At 75.0% G+C, this 18,192-nt stretch carries 14 protein-coding genes, 1 tRNA gene and 2 riboswitches; of the genes, 3 read left to right on the forward strand and 12 right to left on the reverse strand.

Going from position 1 to position 18,192, the window contains the following annotated elements; translation table 11 throughout:
* The 3 genes from PATMI_RS37710 to PATMI_RS0122910 all read right to left on the reverse strand — a co-directional run.
* Positions 1 to 243 (reverse strand): hypothetical protein (locus PATMI_RS37710; RefSeq protein WP_211241777.1); only part of this gene is annotated, 243 nt, incomplete at its 3' end.
* Positions 244 to 740: 497 nt separating this feature from the next.
* On the reverse strand, positions 741 to 3,503 hold the full coding sequence (gene leuS, locus PATMI_RS0122905; protein WP_026912592.1) for a leucine--tRNA ligase: 2,763 nt from the start codon (positions 3,501 to 3,503) through the stop codon (positions 741 to 743).
* Positions 3,504 to 3,691: 188 nt separating this feature from the next.
* Positions 3,692 to 4,042, reverse strand: a complete 351-nt coding sequence (locus PATMI_RS0122910; RefSeq protein ID WP_026912593.1) for a hypothetical protein — start codon at positions 4,040 to 4,042, stop codon at positions 3,692 to 3,694.
* Positions 4,043 to 4,244: 202 nt separating this feature from the next.
* Here PATMI_RS0122910 and PATMI_RS0122915 point away from each other — a divergent pair, with 202 nt between their 5' ends.
* On the forward strand, positions 4,245 to 5,471 hold the full coding sequence (locus PATMI_RS0122915; RefSeq protein WP_157260927.1) for a coiled-coil domain-containing protein: 1,227 nt from the start codon (positions 4,245 to 4,247) through the stop codon (positions 5,469 to 5,471).
* A 3-nt stretch (positions 5,472 to 5,474) separates the two neighbouring features.
* On the opposite strand, the gene PATMI_RS0122920 is transcribed toward PATMI_RS0122915, so the two are convergent.
* Positions 5,475 to 6,221, reverse strand: coding sequence for an AIM24 family protein (locus tag PATMI_RS0122920; RefSeq protein ID WP_051472437.1), 747 nt, complete (start codon positions 6,219 to 6,221; stop codon positions 5,475 to 5,477).
* Positions 6,222 to 6,442: 221 nt separating this feature from the next.
* Between PATMI_RS0122920 and PATMI_RS0122925 the strand changes: the two genes are divergently transcribed.
* A tRNA-Ala gene (locus PATMI_RS0122925) sits at positions 6,443 to 6,515 on the forward strand.
* Between the two features lie 121 nt (positions 6,516 to 6,636).
* Here PATMI_RS0122925 and PATMI_RS0122930 read toward each other — a convergent pair.
* The 8 genes from PATMI_RS0122930 to PATMI_RS35350 all read right to left on the reverse strand — a co-directional run bounded on the left by PATMI_RS0122930 (position 6,637) and on the right by PATMI_RS35350 (position 15,214).
* Positions 6,637 to 6,954 carry a DUF2149 domain-containing protein gene (locus tag PATMI_RS0122930; RefSeq protein ID WP_026912596.1) on the reverse strand — a complete coding sequence of 106 codons (318 nt, stop codon included), beginning with the start codon at positions 6,952 to 6,954 and terminating at the stop codon, positions 6,637 to 6,639.
* Positions 6,951 to 7,577, reverse strand: a complete 627-nt coding sequence (locus PATMI_RS32655) for a MotA/TolQ/ExbB proton channel family protein (RefSeq protein ID WP_036726303.1) — start codon at positions 7,575 to 7,577, stop codon at positions 6,951 to 6,953. Before PATMI_RS32655 ends, PATMI_RS0122930 begins: the two co-directional genes overlap by 4 nt.
* Positions 7,574 to 8,209: a DUF6580 family putative transport protein gene (locus tag PATMI_RS32660; protein WP_051472185.1), complete on the reverse strand. Its 636-nt coding sequence runs from the start codon at positions 8,207 to 8,209 to the stop codon at positions 7,574 to 7,576. Before PATMI_RS32660 ends, PATMI_RS32655 begins: the two co-directional genes overlap by 4 nt.
* Positions 8,206 to 9,897: an ABC transporter ATP-binding protein gene (locus PATMI_RS32665; RefSeq protein ID WP_245604259.1), complete on the reverse strand. Its 1,692-nt coding sequence runs from the start codon at positions 9,895 to 9,897 to the stop codon at positions 8,206 to 8,208. Before PATMI_RS32665 ends, PATMI_RS32660 begins: the two co-directional genes overlap by 4 nt.
* On the reverse strand, positions 9,894 to 10,745 hold the full coding sequence (locus tag PATMI_RS0122950; RefSeq protein ID WP_026912597.1) for a CbiQ family ECF transporter T component: 852 nt from the start codon (positions 10,743 to 10,745) through the stop codon (positions 9,894 to 9,896). Before PATMI_RS0122950 ends, PATMI_RS32665 begins: the two co-directional genes overlap by 4 nt.
* Before the next feature lie 122 nt (positions 10,746 to 10,867).
* Positions 10,868 to 11,767: a DUF4430 domain-containing protein gene (locus PATMI_RS36980; protein WP_026912598.1), complete on the reverse strand. Its 900-nt coding sequence runs from the start codon at positions 11,765 to 11,767 to the stop codon at positions 10,868 to 10,870.
* Positions 11,764 to 13,500, reverse strand: coding sequence for a prenyltransferase/squalene oxidase repeat-containing protein (locus PATMI_RS0122960; protein WP_026912599.1), 1,737 nt, complete (start codon positions 13,498 to 13,500; stop codon positions 11,764 to 11,766). Before PATMI_RS0122960 ends, PATMI_RS36980 begins: the two co-directional genes overlap by 4 nt.
* 64 nt (positions 13,501 to 13,564) lie before the next feature.
* Positions 13,565 to 15,214: a hypothetical protein gene (locus PATMI_RS35350; RefSeq protein ID WP_051472186.1), complete on the reverse strand. Its 1,650-nt coding sequence runs from the start codon at positions 15,212 to 15,214 to the stop codon at positions 13,565 to 13,567.
* A 32-nt stretch (positions 15,215 to 15,246) separates the two neighbouring features.
* A riboswitch (cobalamin riboswitch) is annotated at positions 15,247 to 15,463 on the reverse strand.
* Positions 15,429 to 15,635, forward strand: a riboswitch (cobalamin riboswitch). (Overlaps the previous riboswitch by 35 nt.)
* Positions 15,636 to 15,727: 92 nt before the next feature.
* Here PATMI_RS35350 and PATMI_RS32675 point away from each other — a divergent pair.
* Entirely contained in the window at positions 15,728 to 18,013 is a 2,286-nt protein-coding gene (locus tag PATMI_RS32675) for a hypothetical protein (protein WP_036726305.1), read from the forward strand.
* The last annotated feature ends 179 nt before the right edge of the window (positions 18,014 to 18,192 follow it).

Genomic DNA, 18,192 nt, shown 5'->3' on the forward strand with positions numbered 1-18,192 from the left:
GCCGTCGGCCGCGCCCGACCCGCCGCTGCCGTCCGCGTTCCCCGACCCGGCACCGCCGCCACCGGACGACGAGCTCCCACGCGACCCGGCACCGAAGGACCCGCCCTTCGACGCCCCCGCCCCGGTCGCCCCACCCGCCCCGTCGCCGGCCGACGCGGAGACCGCCACGCGCGCGGCCATCGCCCCGAGCAGCGCGGCGACGACGGCCCCGAGGACGAGGCGCACCCAAGGACGATCCAGCACCCCGACGACGCTACGGCGAGGCGCGTTGCACAGGACCCCGAGAGCGTCGCGGGATCGTTCCGACTTCGCGCGGGCGACCGTGACCCTGCGGCGCTCAGGACCGGGGGCGACGGAGATCGGACGCAGGCGACGACTTCTGCGTTCTCGTCGCAGAGCGACGCCAACGCATCAACGGACGCGCCTCCCCCGACGATGCCACCCCGCGGAACGGGCCACTTCTGCGTTCTCGTCGCAGAGCGACGCGAACGCACCATCGGCCGGCCCTGCGCCATCAGCGGCGCCCCGTCCTGCCGGCGGGCCCCGCTGCCGTGACTGCGTCGCCCCGAGCGCCGCCGACGACGCCGTCGCCAACGCCGGCGGGCGGCAGACGCCGCCGGATCAGCTCACGCACTCAGGGCCGGACGCCGCCGCCGGTGCCGCCGGGTCAGGTCACGCACCCGGGGCCGTTGCCGCCGCCGGGGCGGCGGGTGCCGCCGCCGACGCGGCCGGCCGGACGCCTACCGCACCACCACGTTGACGAGCTTCCCCGGGACGACGATCACCTTCACGACCGTCTTGCCCTCGAGGAACGGCTGCAGCTTCTCGCGGCCGAGCGCCAAGGACTCGAGCTCGTCCTTCGACGCGCCGGTCGGGGCCATCACGCGGTCGCGGACCTTGCCCTGGACCTGGACGACGAGCTCGAACTCGTCGCGCTCCAGGTAGCGCTGCTCGGCCTCGGGCCACGGCTGCTCCCAGACCCGGGTGCCCGTCAGGCGCTCGTAGGCCTCGGCGGTCAGGTGCGGCGCGAACGGCTGCAGGAGCGTGTTGGCGGTGGTCAGCGCGAAGCGGATCGCGGCCCAGGCCTCGGCGTCGGCGATCAGCGCGGCGTCGGTGTCCGCGGCCGTCGGGGAGACCGCGGCGTACCCGTCGCCCGCGCCGTCCGCGGCATCCCCCGCGTCGTTCGCGTTCGCGCCCTCGCGCGACGCCGCCCGCGCGGCGGCCGCCGTCGAAGCGCCCTCCGCGACGGCGTTCCGCCGCGACGACACCGCGTTGACGAGCTCCATCACCGCGGAGATCGCCGTGTTGAACGCGAAACGGCCGTCGAGGTCCTGCGTGACCTTGTCGATCGCCCAGTGCGCCTTGCGGACGAGCTCGAGGTCGTCGCCCTCGGGGGACTCCGGGGCCAGGATCCCCGCCACCACGGTGTTCGGCTCGGTCGCCGCGACGCCGGGATCGCGGTCGCCGGCGGCCTCGTCGCCCGGCCGTGCCGCGCCACGCACGCCCGACGACCCGCCGACGCGCTCGGCGGCCTCGGCCGACAGCCGCCACAGGCGACCGAGGAACCGCGAGACGCCCTCGACGCCCTCGTCGGACCAGTCGGCGTCCTGGTCCGGCGGGCCCATGAAGCAGACGTACGTGCGCGCGGTGTCGACGCCGTAGCGGTCGATGATCGCCCGCGGCGCGACGACGTTCCCCTTGGACTTGGACATCTTCGCCCCGTCCTTGGTGATCATCCCCTGCGTGAACAGGTTCTGGAACGGCTCGTTCACGTCCAGGACGCCGAGGTCCGTGAGCGCCTTGCAGAAGAAGCGCGCGTAGAGCAGGTGCAGGATGGCGTGCTCGACGCCGCCGATGTACTGGTCGACCGGCATCCACCGGTTCGTGACCTTCGGGTCGAACGGGGCGTCCGTGTTCAGCGCGTCGGTGTAGCGCAGGAAGTACCAGGACGAGTCGACGAAGGTGTCGAGCGTGTCGGTCTCGCGCTTGGCCGGGCCGCCGCAGGTCGGGCAGGTCGTGTTGACCCAGTCCTCGGCCGCAGCCAGGGGCGACCTGCCCTTCGGCTTGTAGTCCTCGACGTCGGGCAGGACGACCGGCAGCTGGTCCTCGGGCACCGGCACCATGCCGTGCTCGGGGCAGTGGATCACGGGGATCGGGCAGCCCCAGTAGCGCTGGCGCGAGACGAGCCAGTCGCGCAGGCGGAAGTTGATGGCCTCCTCGCCCTTACCCTCGCTCTTCAGCCAGTCGTTCATCGCCGCGAGCGCCTCGCGGTTGTGGCGCCCGTCGAAGTCGGGGTGCGAGTCGACGACCGGGCCGTCGCCGATGTAGGGCAGCGCCTCGGGCGACAGCTCCCACGCGGCGTCGTCGCCGAGATGCGAGTCGGGCGCGCCCTCGTTGGCACCCTGAATGACGCGCTTGACCGGCAGCTCGTACGCCTGCGCGAAGTCGAAGTCGCGCTGGTCGTGGCCGGGGACGGCCATGATCGCGCCGGTGCCGTAGTCCATGAGGACGTAGTCGGCGACGTACATCGGCAGCCGGTCGCCGTTGACCGGATTGATGACGTGCCGGCCCAGCGGAACGCCGGTCTTCTCCTTGTCGGCCGCGCCGCGCTCGGTGCGCTCGGCGGTCAGCGCCTTCTGGACGTAGGCCCGGACGTCGGCCTCCTGCGGCGTGCCGGCGACCAGCGCCTCGACGTCCGGGTGCTCGGGGGCGAGCACGAAGAACGTCGCACCGAACAGCGTGTCCGGGCGCGTCGTGAAGACCTCGTAGTCGTCGCCCGTCTCCTCGCAGCGGAACGACACGCGCGCGCCGGCCGAGCGGCCGATCCAGTTGCGCTGCATCGTCTTGACGTGCTCGGGCCACTGGATCGTGTCGAGGTCATCGATCAGCCGCTGGGCGTAGTCGGTGATCTTCAGGAACCACTGCTCGAGCTGGCGGATCTCGACCAGCGCGCCGGACCGCTCGCCGCGACCGTCGATGACCTGCTCGTTGGCGAGCACCGACTCCTCGACCGGGTCCCAGTTGACCGCGGCGCTGCGGCGCTCGACCAGCCCGCCGGCGAGCAGCTTCAGGAACAGCCACTGCGTCCAGCGGTAGTACTCGGGGCGGTGGGTGGCGAGCTCGCGCGACCAGTCGATCGACACGCCCCAGTCGCGGAACTGGCGCTGGAACGACGCGATCGACGCCTCCGTCGCGTCCCGCGGGTGCTGGCCGGTCTTGATCGCGTTGTTCTCCGCCGGCAGGCCGAACGCGTCGTAGCCCAGTGGGTGCAGGACGGTCTTGCCCTGGCGGCGCTTGAAGTGCGCGACCGCGTCACCGATCGAGTAGTTCTTCAGGTGCCCGACGTGCGGCTCGCCCGACGGGTACGGCAGCATCTCCAGCACGTACACCGGGTCGACGGCTGGATCGTCCAGCACCGCGTCGTCGACCTCCCAGGTCTTCTCCTCCGCCCACACCGCCTGCCAGCGGGGCTCGATCTCCTGAGGGTCGTAACGGTGCTCCATGCGCGACCCACCATGGTACGGGGGCGCGCGGGACGGGCCCCGCACGGTCGGGGCGCCCTCGCGGTTCGTGCCCGCGCGGTCGGGGCCTCGCTTCCCCCCGGTTCGTGCCCGAGAGGCCGAGTCTTCCGACGCCACTCGTGGCCGCGTGGCCGAGCAGCCCGATGCGGTTCGGGCCCCGCGCCCTGTCCCTACGACGCGACCTGCAGGCGCACCACGCGGGACCCGGAGGCGCAGCGCACACCCGTCCACCGGATGTAGCTCGGCGCGTCGCCGGCCCGCGTCCCGGTCACGCGGCACCGCCACCGCCGGCCGCCGGAGGTGAAGCTCCGCCGGATCCGCCCGTCGCTGCGCCGGACCGCTCGCACGGCGACGCGGCGCGCCGTCACGCACGTGACGCCGGAGGCCCGGACCTCGAGGACGCCGTTCCCGTTCCCGGCGGCGTCGACCGGCGGGGCGCAGGAGACGGCGTCGGCCGACGCCGGCGCCGCCGCGGCGAGCAGCACGGCCAGGGCCATCACGACGATCGGGAGCCGGCGCACCGCCCGAGCCTAGCGGGGCCCTCGGGGCGTGCCCGTACGGCGTAGCCGTCCCCGGACCACCCCGTGCGACCGGACGCCGGTCGGTCTGGGAGGGTAGGCGGCGATGGCGGGAGCCCCCCGACCGCGCGAGCCGCGGCCCGATGACGACCTGGCCTGGCTGCCCCGCCGAGATGCACCCGCAGGGGACCAGGTCGCGCGGATCGTGCGCGCTGCGGAGGAGACCGCCGAGACCCTCCGCAACGACGCCGTCCGTGCCGCCGCCGCCCGTGTCCAGCAGGCGGAGGAGCGCGCCGACGCACGGATCGCCGAGGCCGAGCGCGCCGCCCGCATGCGCGTCGAGGCCGCCGAGGCGGAGGCCCGCGACCTCCTCGACGACGCCACCGCGTCGGCCGAGCGCCTGCTGGCCGACGAGCGCGCCCGGATCGCCGAGGAGCGCGCGCTCGCGCTGCAGGAGGCCGCCGACCGCGCCGAGGAGCTCCATGCGAAGGCCGTGCAGGAGGGCGAGGAGCGGCTCCGCGAGGCCGAGCGCGAGGCCGACCGGCTGGAGACCGACGCCCGGCTCGCGGTCAGCGAGGAGCGTTCCCGCGCGGACCAGGCGTCCACCGAGGTCACCCGCCTGGCCACCGAGCACGCGAAGGCGGTCCTCGAGCAGGCGAAGGCCGAGGCCTCCCGCCGGCTCCAGGAGGCCGACGACGCCGCGCACCGCCTGCGCGACAGCGCCGAGGACAACGCCCGCGCCGTCGAGGCCGCCGCCCGCGCCACCCGCGAGGAGGCGGTCCGCCTGGCCGCCGCGACGGAGGAGGAGGTCCACCAGCGCTCTTCCGCGTCCCTGCGCAAGGCCCGCGAGGTCGCCCGTCACGTCCTCCAGGAGGGCGAGACCCTGGCCCAGGACCTCCGCGAGCTCGGCCGCTCCCTGGACGTCAACGCGAAGATCCTTCTCGACGACGTCCGCGCCAGTCACGCCGCTCTGATCGGTGCCCTGGACCGCGTCACCCCGAACGCCGGGGACCGGTCCGGCCGCACGCCGGCGAGGGCCCCGCAGGGCTACGACAAGAGCGAGTTCCGGCTCCCGCCGGGCGGGGGCGTGCCGGTCCGGCGGATCGGGTCGGAGGCCGGGCGGGACGACCGCGACGGCGCGTCGGACGACCGGCGCGGGGACACCGACGGCGAGGGGCTCCCGTTCACCCGCGGCGACGGCGGCCCGCGCGCGCCGACACGGCGAGCGGACACCGGGATCTCGGGGTCCGGCGGGCGCAGCGACGCGGGTGGCGCGTCGGGCGCGAGGCGGGGCGAGACGAGCGGCGCATTGAGGCGAGGCGACGGCGGACGCGGCCCCGTCCGCGACCGCGAGTCGGGCGCCCGCCGCCCGCGCGAGGACAACGGTCCGAACCGGCCGCTGGAACCGCCGGAGTTCCTGCGGCAGGACTGAGCGTCAGCCGAGCAGCTCCTCGATGACGTCTCCCGCGCCGTCCTTCTTCGGGAGGATCGGTCCCTCGCTCGGCTGGACGATCGCGACGCCGTCGCCCGCGAGGCGCAGCTGGAACATCTCGCCGGAGCCGCCCTTGAGGAACGACTTCGCGCTCTCGGACCTCGTGATTGAGGTCGTGAGCCCGGCCGACCAGCCGACGATCGCGTGGGTGTCGACGGACAAGGGTGCGTCCGGGGTCACGGGGATCACCATCGGCTGCCCGTCAGCGGTGATCGCCACCGAGCCGTCGCCGCCGAACGTGCTGGCGAACAGCCCACCCCCGGCCATTCCGGCGCCCTTGACCCGGGTGATCTCGTAGGTCACGCCGGCGTCGAACGCGAGCACGCACCGCCCCGCCACCGCGAGCCCGGCGTCGGCCGAGACGGGCAGGACGGCGACGTGCTTCGCGAGCTCCGCGAACCAGATCTCACCCCGACCGGCGACCTCCATCAGCGGCAGCCCCTCGCCGGTCACCGCCCGCTTGAGCAGCTTCTTCACGCCCTGCCCCTTGGTCGCGATCGTCAGGTCTCCGCGGTAGGCGACCATCGCACCCTGACGCGCCATCAGCGCCCCGTCGACCGTCGCCCGGACGCAGTGCTGGTTCTCGACGGTCATGCCGGGGGCGGACGAGGTGCGGACCAGGGACCGGGTGAGGAAGTCCGCACCGGTCCCGGACGACTGCCCGCCCGCGTCGGCTGCCGCCGTCGTCATCGGTCCGAAGAGCGCGCGTTCCAACACCATGACCCGAACCTACGACCGGTCGGGCTCGCCGCCATCGGCCACGAGCAGGTCGTTCAACCGACTTTCGGCCACCGCGGGAGACCGGTACACCGCCGAAGGTCGGGGGTCCTCTTCCCGACCGCCCGCCACCCGCCCGACGCCCGGCCGCACGACGCCCGGAACACCGCCCGTGGTACCTTGCTCGTCGCGCTGGGGCTATAGCTCAGCTGGAAGAGCGCCTGCATGGCATGCAGGAGGTCGACGGTTCGAGCCCGTCTAGCTCCACCTCAGCGACACCACCGGAACCCCCGTCACCGACGGGGGTTTCCTCGTTCTAGAGGCAAATCAGGCGGCCCGTCGGAGGTATCGCCAACGCAGGGCGTAGTACGAGGGCGTAGTGCGTCGTTCAAGGCCGCTTCGGGTCGACGAGGACGAGCCGGCCGTCCGGCAGCCGGTAGACCTGGCCGACCGGCTCACCGCGACCGGTGACCCGCGAGGGCGAGGACGGGGTGCTCAGCGTGCGTTCGGTCGGGGTCGGCGAGCGTTCCGAGGTCCGGGTCCGCGGCACGATCCTCCCGTCGTCGTCCATCGCGAGACTGAGACCCGCGACGAGGAAGGCGACCGCCAGGACGAGGCCGAGGTCGAACAGGTTGACGAGCCCGTCCAGCGGGTCGCCCGTGTCGCTGTCGACGCCGCCGTGGCGTCCGAGGCCGATGCGGCTCATCGGCCTGTCGCCTCGCCGCTGGTTCGGGCGGCACGCTCGAGCGCGGCGAGGTCCTCGGTGGCGATCCGGGTGCGCACCAGCGTGAGCGCGAACGCCGCGGTGCCGACGAGGATGCCGATGACCGTGGCGGCGAACGCGGTGCGGAGGTCGCCGGCGAGCGCGGCGACGTCGCCGCGGCCGAGGGCCGCGATGCCGGGACCGAGCGGGATCAGCGTGCCCATCAGGCCGACGGCGGGACCGGCGCGGACGAGCATCCTGGTCCGGTCGAGGCGTCGCTGGACGCCCAGCTCGTAGTCGGCGAGGGCGTCCTCGACGGCCTCGGGACGACCGGTGGCCCGGGCCTCGGCCATGTCGCGGATCGCCCGCTCGGTCAGGGCACCCGGGGCGGCGCGCGCGATCTCCGGGGCCCGGCCCGGGTCGGCGAGGGCGCCAGCGGCGACGGCGAGCAGCCGCGGACGGGCAGGCCGCAGGCGCCGGGCGGCCTCGGCGGCGGCGCGGCCCAGCTCGAGGATGAGCAGGAGCCCGAGTGCGAGGGCGAGCACGTGGACCGGCGTCTGCAGCGCGGAAGCGACGTCGGTGAGCGCGTCGGTGACGACGTCGGCAAGCGGCGCGGCGGGGGTCATACGGGGCTCCGAGGTGGGATGACGGCGGGTTCGAAACGCCCTTCGCGGCGGGCACGGGACCGGCGGATCGCGACGAGCATGGCCGGCCCGAACGCGAGCGCGAACGCGACGTTGCCGGCGGCGTGCGCGCCGTCGAACGGGGCCGACGAGGCCGCGACGGCGACGAGCTCGCCGGTCCCTGCGCCGGTCGCGCCGAGCCAGACCGAGACGTTCATGATGGTTCCGAAGACGAGGCCCGCGAGACCGCAGACGACGGCGAGGGTCAAGCGGCCGACGTGGTCGCGGACCAGCAGCCCCAGTCCGGCGCCGAGCAGTCCGCAGCACCCCCAGGCGAGCATCTGCCAGGCGGTCCATGGCCCTTGGCCGAAGGCGACGTTCGAGACGACCGCGGCGACCGCCCCGACGGCGAACCCGGGAGCGGCACCGAGTGCGAGACCGGCGAGGACGACGACGTCGGTCGTGGGCTGCACGTTCGGCACCGGCGCCAGCGCGAGCCGGCCTACGGCAGCGAGCGCGGCCAGCGTCGCGACGAGGGCGAGGACGCGGGAGGGCGGACGCGTGCGCTCGTACCACCAGGCCATCAGGACGAGCGCGAGGACCACCAGCGCGGTCGCGGGGAGCGTCGGGCTCACGGGGCGCTGCGCTCCGCGGCGCGCGACGCTCGGCCGGTCGTCGAGCGTGTCCGGGCCTGCAGGACCGCAGCTCCCGCGTCCGGGGTCAGGGCGTCGGCCCGGCCCAGGATCCGAGCGGTCTGCGTTGCGAAATACCACCCGCGACCGAGGAGCGCCCCCGGCGGACCGTCGGCGAGCACGCGCCCACCACCGAGCAGGACGACGCGGTCGGCGGCCTCGGCGGCGAACTCGACGTCGTGGGTGGCGACGACGATCGCCGTTCCGGCGGCCGACAACCGGTCGATCTCGATGAGGAGCGCGGACCGGGCGGCGGCGTCCATGCCGCGGGTCGGCTCGTCGAGGCCGAGGAGCGCGGGGGGCGTCGCGCCACCGAGGACGACCGCGAGGGCGAGCCTCTGGCGCTGCCCGCCGGAGAGGTCGCGCGGATGACGGTCCGCGAGGTGGTCCAGGCCGACGAGCTGCAGGGCGGCACTCGTCGTCTCGTCGCCGACGCGGTCGTGCAGGAGCACGTCGCCGGGGTGCTGCGGCAGGAGCGCGGCGGTCCCGGCGCACTGCACGCGGCCGCGCGTCGGGCGGTCGAGGTCGGCCATCAGCCGCAGCAGCGAGGACTTTCCCGCGCCGTTGCGGCCCATCAGCGCGACGCGTTCGCCCGGCCCCACGTCCAGGTCGACACCCGCGAGGACGACCGGACCGTCGGAGATCTCCCGCCACGCGGCGCGGAGGCGGATCGCCGGGTCCACCGCGCGTGCGCGACGGCCCTTGGTCGTCGCGGCCCGGCCTCGTGTCGTCGTGTCCTCGACGCGGTCGGCCGACCCGACGTCGTGCGCGATCGCCAGCCGGGCGTCTCGGACGCCGACCGGGAGTGGGCGGCGACCCGCGGCGTGGAACAGTCGCGCGGCCGGGGACAGCAGTCCGGGGTCGTGGTCCGCGGCCCAGTCCAGGAACGCCCCCGGCGTCGCGTCGCAGGCGACGCGTCCGGCGCGCAGCGCGATCACGCGATCGGCGTGGTGCAGGCAGCGGTCGAGCCGGTGCTCGGCGAGGAGGACCGCGGTGCCGTGCTCCTCGTTCAGCCGACGGAGGAGCCAGACGAGCTCGTCGCCGGCGACCGGGTCCAGCTGGGCGGTCGGCTCGTCGAGGAGGAACAGCCGGAGGCCGTCGGACGGGCCGCCGCGCGCACCGGCGACGAGCGCGGCGCCGAGTGCGACGCGCTGCAGCTCGCCGCCGGAGAGCTCGTTCGTGCGGCGCTCGAGCAGCGGTTCGATGGAGAGCGCGAGCGCGACCTCCTCGACCGCCTGGGCGACCGTGGCCTCGTCCTCGCCGCGGAGGCGCAGCGGCAGCGCCAGCTCGGCCCGTACGGTGTTCATGACGACCTGGGTCTCCGGGTCCTGCAGCACCGTTCCGACGACGGCCGCCAGCGCGGATGGCCCGGCGTCGCGGGTGTCGACGCCGGCCACGCGCACGTGACCCTGCAGCACGCCGCCGACGTGGTGCGGAAGCAGACCGCAGCAGGCGTGCAGCAGCGTCGACTTCCCGGACCCCGACGCACCGGCGACGACGACGAACTCCCCGGGTCGGACGGTGAACGAGACGTCCTCCAGCGACGGGACGGCAGCGCCGGCGTGCGTCGCGGTCACGTGCTCGAGCTCGAGCACGGGGGTACCGGCCGTCACCCGGGCGAGGGCGTTCACGGCCCCGTTCCCCGTCGGTCCGCGAGCGGGGCGACGAGCGGCAGCACCAGCGCGACCGCGAAGAGGGCCGCCGACGACGCCGGGCGACCGGAGAGCTCGGGGTCCGTGCCGAGGCGCAGCGCGCCGGTCGCGATCCCTGCCGCGGTGACCGCGACCAGCAGGACGGCCGAGCCGGCCAGCGCGAGGTCGTGGCGCGACCACGGACGACGAGCACGCGGTGCCCGACCCCGCGCCGCCGGGGGCAGTCCGTGGCCGCGGAGCTCGAGGGTCGCGGACAGGTCGGAGGCGCGCTCGAGGACGGAGCCGGTGACGGCACGCACGACGAGCAGACGGGCGCCGCGGTCGTCGGTGGCGCCGGGCGTCCCGGCGGGCCGGGAGCGCCGGGCGTCCGCCATCCGTGCGCCGTCACGGACGAGGACCGGGGCGATCCGTAGCGCGAGGGAGGCGGTGAGCGCGCCCGCGGGCCACCGGCGGTGGGCTGCGAGCAGCAGCGCGTCGAGGTCGACGGTCGCCGCCGCGATCGCGGTCGCCACGAACACGATCGCGAGCCGCAGCGCGAGGGCACCGGCGGCGACGAGCGCCTCGAGGGTGATGTCGACGGCCCCGAGGACGGGGAGCGTCCCGAGCCGCGCGAGGACGGTCAGGCCGTGGCGGTCCACGAGCACCTGGAGCACGACCAGGACGACGAGCATCGGGACCGCGAAGCGTGCGATCCGGCGCAGCCGCGCGGCGGCGCCGACCCGGGCGGCGACGCCCACGACGGCGGCCAGCGTCGCGGCGAGCGCCACTGGGTGCGAGATCGCGAGCGCGACGACCGCGACGGCTGCGCACCAGGCGGCGGAAACCACCGGGCGGGCAGCGCTCAGGGCCGAGCCCCGGCGCGTCGTCCCGGACGCCCGCGCCCCGACCGTCGGCGGAGCGTCGCTCGGCCGAGATGCCGCGGCGGGTGCTTCGGTCGCGCTCGTGCCGATCATCGTTCCGGCCCGGTCGGGAGCGGCGACGTGCGGTCGCCGCGGACGAGGACCGCGAAGCGCCCGCGGAGCGTCGGCTCGCGCAGCGCGGCGGCGGCCGCGGTCGCGTCGGCCTCGGTCGCACCGGTCACGAGCCAGGTCACCCCGGAGCCGCGGGGGCGCATCGCGGCGACGAGCCCCCAGCGTCGCAGCAGCGGACCGGAACGCCCGGCCGCGTCGTAGGCGGCGAGGCCGCCCCGCACCGGGACCGCGAGGACTCCGGAGGCGCGGGGCCCGCGGGCGAACGCCCGAGCACCGTCCTCACGGCGCAGTGCCGGCCAGGCGCCGACCAGCACACGGACCGTCGCGGACGGGGACCGGTCGTCGAGAGCGCGCGGCTGCGTCGCGACGCCTGCCGCGCGGAGCCGGTCGACGGTCGTCCGACAGGCCTCGCCGGCGGGGTCGGCGCACGCGAGGTCGGGGCGCGCGCCGTCACCCCGGAGCGGGGCGGGGAACGATCCGACGACCGCGCCGACCGCCGCGAGCCCCGTCTCCTGGCGGTCCCACCAGATGTGGTCGCCGTCGTGCACGCGGATGCTCGTGGCTCCCTTCTCCGCCTGGACGCCGTTGACGAAGTAGATCCAGTCCCGGGTCCGACCGTCCGCGCGCTCGCCGCCCTCGCGGCCGCTGACCGCGGTGACGAACGCGCCGCCGTACGCCGTGTCGACCCGGGCGTTGCGGCGGAGGAGCCGCATGATGGTGTCCTCGCCCTCGATCTTCGGGGTGGCGCTCTGGAGGATGGTCCTGCGACCGAAGCCGTCGGTCACCCGCAGCGTCACGTCCGTCGGGGTCTCCCCCGCGCCCAGACCGCAGCCGGTCAGGAGGAGCGCGAGCAGGACGACGAAGAGCGGACGCCTCACGACGCCACCTCCCGCGGGACCCGTCGCTCGAGGCCGGCGCCGGCCGCGAACACCAGGACCGCCAGTCCGCCGAGACCGATCGACGCCCACGGCGTGCTCGAGTCGCCCGCCCGTGCCGACCGTAGACCCGGGGCGATCGCGCGCTCGCGCTCGGTGCCCTGCGTGCCCCGCGGCTCCTGGACGATCGCGCCCGAGACCGCAGTGCCGGCTGGGTCCTCCGCCTTCGCGCGCTCCCCGTTCTGGACGCCGCCGTCGTCGCCGGGACCGCTGGCGGCGGCCGTACCGGTCGCGCCCTTCCGGCCCTGGGTGCCTCGCCGTGCGGCCTGGTCGCGCTCGGTGTCGCGGGCCCCGCCGGGCGTCGCCCCGCGGCTCTGCGGCTGCGGCCGACTGAAGAGCGGCGCGCCTCGACCGCCGCCACCGCCCGACACGACGCCTCCGTCGTCGGACGAGGAGCCCGCGTCGCCCCGCTCGGCCTCCTCGCGCAGCTCGCGCCGTGCGGCGACCTTCTCGGATCGCGCCTGCTTCGCTGCGGCCCGGCGCGCCTCGCGACGGACCACGGCCTCGCGCGGCGGCGCCGGGACGGGCCATGCCTGGCCCGCGAACGCCGGCGCCGCGTAGGCGGTCATCCAGGTCGGGTTGAGGTCGCGGCTCTCGCGCCAGCGGATGCTGCCCTCGCGACGCTGGAGCGTGCCCAGGAACTCGAGCGGGTCCCTGCCGCCTTTCCGCCACGTCGCCGGGTCGGTGCCGGTCGCCCACAGGGCCTGGACGACCCACGGCGTCGTACCGGCGTTGGACTCGCCGGGCCGCTCGTCGGCAAGATCTCCGGCCTGCCACCCGCCGTCGGGCTGCTGGTGGTCCTTCAGCCACGCGAGCGCGCGACGGACCGCGGCGGTGCCGCACCGACGGGCGACGCAGAGCGCCTGGATCGCGGCGCCGGTCATGTCGACGTTCGTGCCATCGCCGGGTCGGACCGCGGGCCAGGTGCCGTCGGGGCGCTGCATCGCCTCGACGGCGCTGGCGGCCCGGGCGATCGGGGCCTTCGTGTCGGTGCCGCCTGCGCCGGCGAGGAAGAAGATCGCGAAGATCGTGTCGTTGACGCCAGGGTTCTGCCCGTCCCGGACGTGCGGGAACCAGCCCGGTGGGACCGGCTTCGCGGGCACCCGGGCGGTCGACGAGGAACTGCCGTCGGTCGGGAGTGCCCCGGGCCCGACCGGGGGTGCCGCCGCGGACAGGTCCGGTGCCGCCCCCGACGACTGCTCGGGAGCGGAATCGGAAGGCGGCTGCCACGCGCTCTGCGACTGCCGATCCATCAGCGACCGGACGTAGTCGCGACCGCCGAAGCTCCGCGGGTCCATGCCGGCGGCGTTGATGAACATGCCGATGCGCTCGAACTCCGTCGTCACCGGCGGGCGGCCGCCGGAGGTGATCGGCCCCGCGGACTCGAGGTACGTCGCGACGCTGCGCGTCCTGGACCCCGGCGCCTTCTGGTCCTGCGGGTTGATGCCGGCCGCCGCCAGCCCGATCCCGACCCACGCGCTGATCAGCGGGTCGGACGCGGCACCTGGGGTACCGCCGTAGCCGCCGTCGTCGTTCTGGGTGTCCTGGAGGAACCGCACGATGCGGTCCAGCCGGGCGCCCTCCCGCGCGCTCGGCGCGGGGTGCTTTCCGGCGGCGTCGACCGCATCGGTCCCGCCGACGAACGACGCCGACGCGGAGGCGATGGCGAGCGCCATGGCCGCCGCTGCCAGGCGGCGACGAGGGCGCGGCCCGGCGGGGCGGCGGAGCGGCACCCGGGCCTCAGGGTCCGACGGCGAGACCGTCGGCCCGGACCACGCCCGAGAGCACGCGGACCCGCACGGCGGAACCGCGGCGACGGTCGCGGGCGCGGAGCACGACGGTCCGGCCGTCGGCGTGCGCGGGGACGGTCAGGCGCTGCGGACGCGCCCGGCCGGAACGCACCTCGACGACGGCCTTGCGCCGGTCGGAGCGGACGACCAGCGCCGGACGGCCGGCGGGCAACGTGACGCGCAGCGACGTGCCGCGGCCCATCCGCGTGACGGTCTTCCGCCACGCCAGCGGGTCGTCCTCACGAGCGATGCGACCGGAGAAGCGGACCTGCCGGACCCGCTCGTCGATCGGCACGACGACACGTCCGATCGGCCGGAGCACCGCACCGCCTGTCGGGGCGACGAAGCGGGCCCTCAGGTCGACCGTGCGACCGAACGGCACGTCGAGGAGCGCCGAGCTCTGCACCGTGCCGCTCTTCGCCGTCCTCCACCGCGGCTGCGCGACTCCCGGGACGCGGTACTCGATGCGCCAGCCCTTCATCGCGGCTCCGCCGAGGACGGTCCACCGGACGCCGACGAGCGCCGCGGGGTTGCCGTCGGTGGTGACGCGCAGCCCCTGCACGGTGAGGCCGCCGACCCGGAAGCCCTTGCCCGACGGTGCCGCCGCGCCGACGGTCAGCGCGCCGCTGCCGGTCGGTGTCGGGGCGGGCGAGGGAACGGTGCTGGGCGGCGGAACGCGCGTGGCGGTGTCCGCCGACGGGGTCGCGCCGCAGCCCGCGCCGGCCGCGTCGGTGACGCAGACGTCGAGCCGGTTGGAGCGCACGAAGCCGGTGCCCTCGGCCTTGACCCGCTTCCAGCCCGGCGTCGACCACGACAGGGTCGCGTGGCCGGCGGCGTCGGAGACGACGGTCGCCGGGTCGGTGCTCTGGATCGTCTGCACGCCGTTCGCGGCGGTCGTGACCGGCGAGACGCGCACGCCCGCGGCAGGCTTGCGGTATCCGGCGGCACCGATGTCGCCGGTCGACTCGTTGCGGATCGTCGTGACGCCGAACGGCTGCCCGAGCCCGACGGTGAAACTGCTCTTCGCCGCGGCGGTGGGCGGGGCGCCCTCGACGTCGGACGTCGGCTCCCCCACGCCCTGCGGACCGTCGAGCCGGAGCAGGTCCCGGTTGTTGAACGCGTCGTAGACCCAGAGCGTCTGGTCGCCCGGGTTCAGGCCGTACTGGCAGCCGCCGACGGAGGTGTAGATCCCGTTGACGAGGATGCCCCAGTAGGCGGCGGTCCCGGCGTCCTCGGCGTCCGGTCCGAAGCGTTGGATGAAGTAGTCGTCGAAGCCGGGGTACCACTGACCGTCGAAGTCCTGGCCGATGCTGCGCATCGCGTCCTCGGACGCGGCGGTCGGGGTCGGCCCGGGCGTCGCGTGGGCGCCGTTGTTCGTGCCGTCGCACTTCCGGGCCTCGGTGTCCGACGACGCACGGATCGCGTGGCCGTCGGTGCGGATCGTGCCCTCGAAGAGCGTCGTGCTCTTCCCCTCGATCCTCACGCGCTGGTCCGACGGCGCGGCGCGTGCCGGTCCGGCGCCGACGGCGGCGGCGGCGACGACGAGGGTGCTTACGATGAGAGCGGCGACGACTGAGCGTCCCGCGATGGAGCGAGCCATGGTGTCCTTCTCCCCTAGTCCCGAGGGGCGTTCGACGTGGGGCGGACCGGGCAGGTCTCCTGGCTCACGACTGGGGTCCCGCCGCGCCTTCCCAGGAGACCCTCCTCCCAGTGGCTGCACGTGGCGTGCGGCGGTCCTGATCGCTCACAGTGGCGGGTCCGCGCCGGTCTTGCACCGGTCTTCCCTTCACCACGTTCCGCTGATGTTCGCGCTGAAGGTAGCACGGACACCTGGCGCGTCGGCCTGCTACGTTGCTGCCGTCACGAGCGGGGAACTCCGGTGGGAATCCGGGGCTGACGCGCAGCGGTATGGGGGACGAGCGACTCTCGTTGCCACTGGAACAGGGCTCCGTCCTGGTCCGGGAAGGCGAGTCGTGAGGACGATCCCGAGCCCGAACATCCGCTCGGACGTCATAGGCCATCCGTCTCGCGAAAGGACGGCGTCCGTGCAGACGCGCCGCCCTCCGCGGACCGCGTCCTCCGCGTGTCGTCGTCCCAGAACAGGAGCAACGACATGCGTTCAACGAGCAGCCTCCGGCTGCGCACCCTCGGCATCGCCGCGGTCCTCACCGCGGCCGCCCTCCCGGCCGCGGCCGGCGCGGCACCCGCCACCCAGGCGGAGATCGACACCGCCGTCCAGAACGGCGCCGGCTGGGTCGTGAACCAGCAGGGCCGGACCACGACCGGAGCGCCCGGCGGAGCCACGAACGGCTCGCTCCCCGGCTTCCAGGGCAACTGGGTCATCACCTCGCTCGCCGCAGCGGGGATCAACGCCGCCGACGTCCAGAACCCGGGCGTCACCCAGAGCCTCCAGGATTGGCAGCAGGGGACCTACCCCGGAAGCTACGCGACGCTCCCGAACACCAACTCCGCCGGCGCGTTCGGTCGCGAGGCCCTGATCTCCTCCTCGGCCGGGATCCAGGTCACGAAGGTCACGCAGGACCTGAACATGACCGCGTCGCTGGCCAGTCGGTGGCGCAAGGCCAACGGCGACTTCGGGGCGTTCGCACCCAACAGCGACGGCTTCGCGCTGCTGGCCACGAACAGCCTGTTCCTGCCCAAGGGCGTGCGGCAGAAGATCGTCGCCAACCTCCTGGCCGCGCAGAAGACGTCGACGACGCCGGACGCCCAGGGACGCACCGCGGTCGGCGGCTGGTCGTTCACCGCCGGCGCCACCGGCAACGGCGACATCGACATGACCGGTGCCGTCCTCTCGATGGTGTGCCAGGAGGGCATGACGCCAGCCGACGCGCCGGTCGCGAAGGGCATCGACTTCCTGAAGCGTCGCCTGAACCCGACGACCGGCGGCTTCGGCGTCGCGAACGAGAACAGCATCCCGCCGAACAACCTGCCGTCCGCCGGCTGGGCGCTGATCGGCCTGAAGGCCTGCGGTGTCGATCCGCAGAGCGCCGAATGGACGACCCCGAACGACCAGAACCCGGTGAAGTTCATCCTCGGTCTGCAGCGCCTGTCCGGCACGAACACGAACCCCGGCGAGGTCGGCTACGGCAGCTTCAAGTACGCCCCGACGACCGCGTATCCGGCGGGCGGCACCGACATGAACTCGGCCGAGGTCGCCGTCCGCGCGCTCTCGAACTTCCGCTGGTCGGCCCCCGCACCGGTCCGCGCGAACCCCACGAACCCTCGCCTGCGGCCCGCTCCCACGGTGACCGACGGCACGACCGTCCCGATCGCGCTGAGCGTCGACGCCGGCGACGGCGACGTGCGCTTCTGCGCCGTGCGGATCCCGTCAGGCGCGCCGCTGACCGACGTCCTGACCGCCGCGAAGGCGGCCTCGATTCCGACGGGCTGCGTCGACGACTTCACGACCTCCAAGGGCGTCGTGACGTCCGTCAACGGGAAGACTCTGCCCCCGGGGGCTCGCTGGCAGGTCCGCTTCCAGGCCAGCGCGCCGCAGCTCGCGGGTACGCAGGCAGTGCGCTTCGGTGGCGTCGTCGCGCTGGAGGTCGGCACCCCGGTCGCGGCTCCGGCGCCGGTGACGTTCGCCGAGCAGCCGCAGTCGACGATCTCGGCGGCCCGGACGGTGACGTTCACCGCCGGGCAGGACGCGATCGACGTGGCGCGCGCGTCGATCACCGGCACGCACGTCAGCGACTTCCTGGTGACCCGCGACGGGTGCGCCGAGGCCACCCTGAACACGAACGACACCTGCTCGATCGACATCCGGTTCGCACCGGGCGAGGCTGGTGCGCGCGCGGCCGCGGTGCGTCTGATCGGTGCGGGCGGCCAGCCGGTCTCCGCCGACGTCGCGCTGACCGGCACCGGTGGGGCACTCCCGAAGGGCGACACTGGCGCGCCGGGCACCCCGGGGACGAACGGTGCGCCGGGCGCGTCAGGCACGCAGGGCACGCCGGGGTCCGACGGCGCCAACGGCACGGACGGTGCAGACGGCTCGAACGGCACGAACGGTGCAGACGGCAAGAACGGCGCGCCAGGCGTCGCAGGGGCCACGGGCCCTGCCGGTCCCGCCGGTCTCGCGGGTGCCAAGGGCGACCGCGGCAACCGAGGCCCGGAGGGCGCCGACGCCGCCGTGCGATGCCGCCTGGTCCGAGGCAGCGCGTCGCGCATCACCTGCACGGTTTCCGGCGAGAACGCCACGAACCGGACCGTCCGGGCCCGGTTGACTCGTCACGGCCGGACGTACGCGACCGGCACGGTGCGGCGCACCCGGACGGAGCTCCGCCGCACCAGCGGCCGACGCCTCGTCGCCGGCTCGTACACGCTCCGCGTCGGTGCCGGCCGCCAGGCCTCGGCCCTGAAGGTCGTCGTCCCGCGTTGAGCGGCTAGCACGGGATCGCGAGCTCCCCGCCGCAGACCGGACCGGATACCGGGCGCGTCGTTCGCGACGCGCCGACCCGGGCTGCGGCTGGAGCGGCTCCTCACCGCAGCGGCGAGCCGTGCTGGGTTTGAGAGACAGCGTTGGGTCTGGTTTCGGGGAATCTAGTCTGCGCCGGTCGG

This window comes from Patulibacter minatonensis DSM 18081 (assembly GCF_000519325.1).
GTDB lineage: Bacteria > Actinomycetota > Thermoleophilia > Solirubrobacterales > Solirubrobacteraceae > Patulibacter > Patulibacter minatonensis.

What these genes read in the sequence shown, in the direction of transcription:
- leuS (WP_026912592.1), bottom strand. Translation starts at nt 3,503, where the DNA reads ATGGAGCACCGTTACGACCCTCAGGAGATCGAGCCCCGCTGGCAGGCG.
- PATMI_RS0122920 (WP_051472437.1), bottom strand. Translation starts at nt 6,221, where the DNA reads ATGACGACGGCGGCAGCCGACGCGGGCGGGCAGTCGTCCGGGACCGGT.
- PATMI_RS0122930 (WP_026912596.1), bottom strand. Translation starts at nt 6,954, where the DNA reads ATGAGCCGCATCGGCCTCGGACGCCACGGCGGCGTCGACAGCGACACG.
- PATMI_RS32655 (WP_036726303.1), bottom strand. Translation starts at nt 7,577, where the DNA reads ATGACCCCCGCCGCGCCGCTTGCCGACGTCGTCACCGACGCGCTCACC.
- PATMI_RS0122960 (WP_026912599.1), bottom strand. Translation starts at nt 13,500, where the DNA reads ATGGCGCTCGCCATCGCCTCCGCGTCGGCGTCGTTCGTCGGCGGGACC.
- PATMI_RS35350 (WP_051472186.1), bottom strand. Translation starts at nt 15,214, where the DNA reads ATGGCTCGCTCCATCGCGGGACGCTCAGTCGTCGCCGCTCTCATCGTA.
- PATMI_RS32675 (WP_036726305.1), top strand. Translation starts at nt 15,728, where the DNA reads ATGCGTTCAACGAGCAGCCTCCGGCTGCGCACCCTCGGCATCGCCGCG.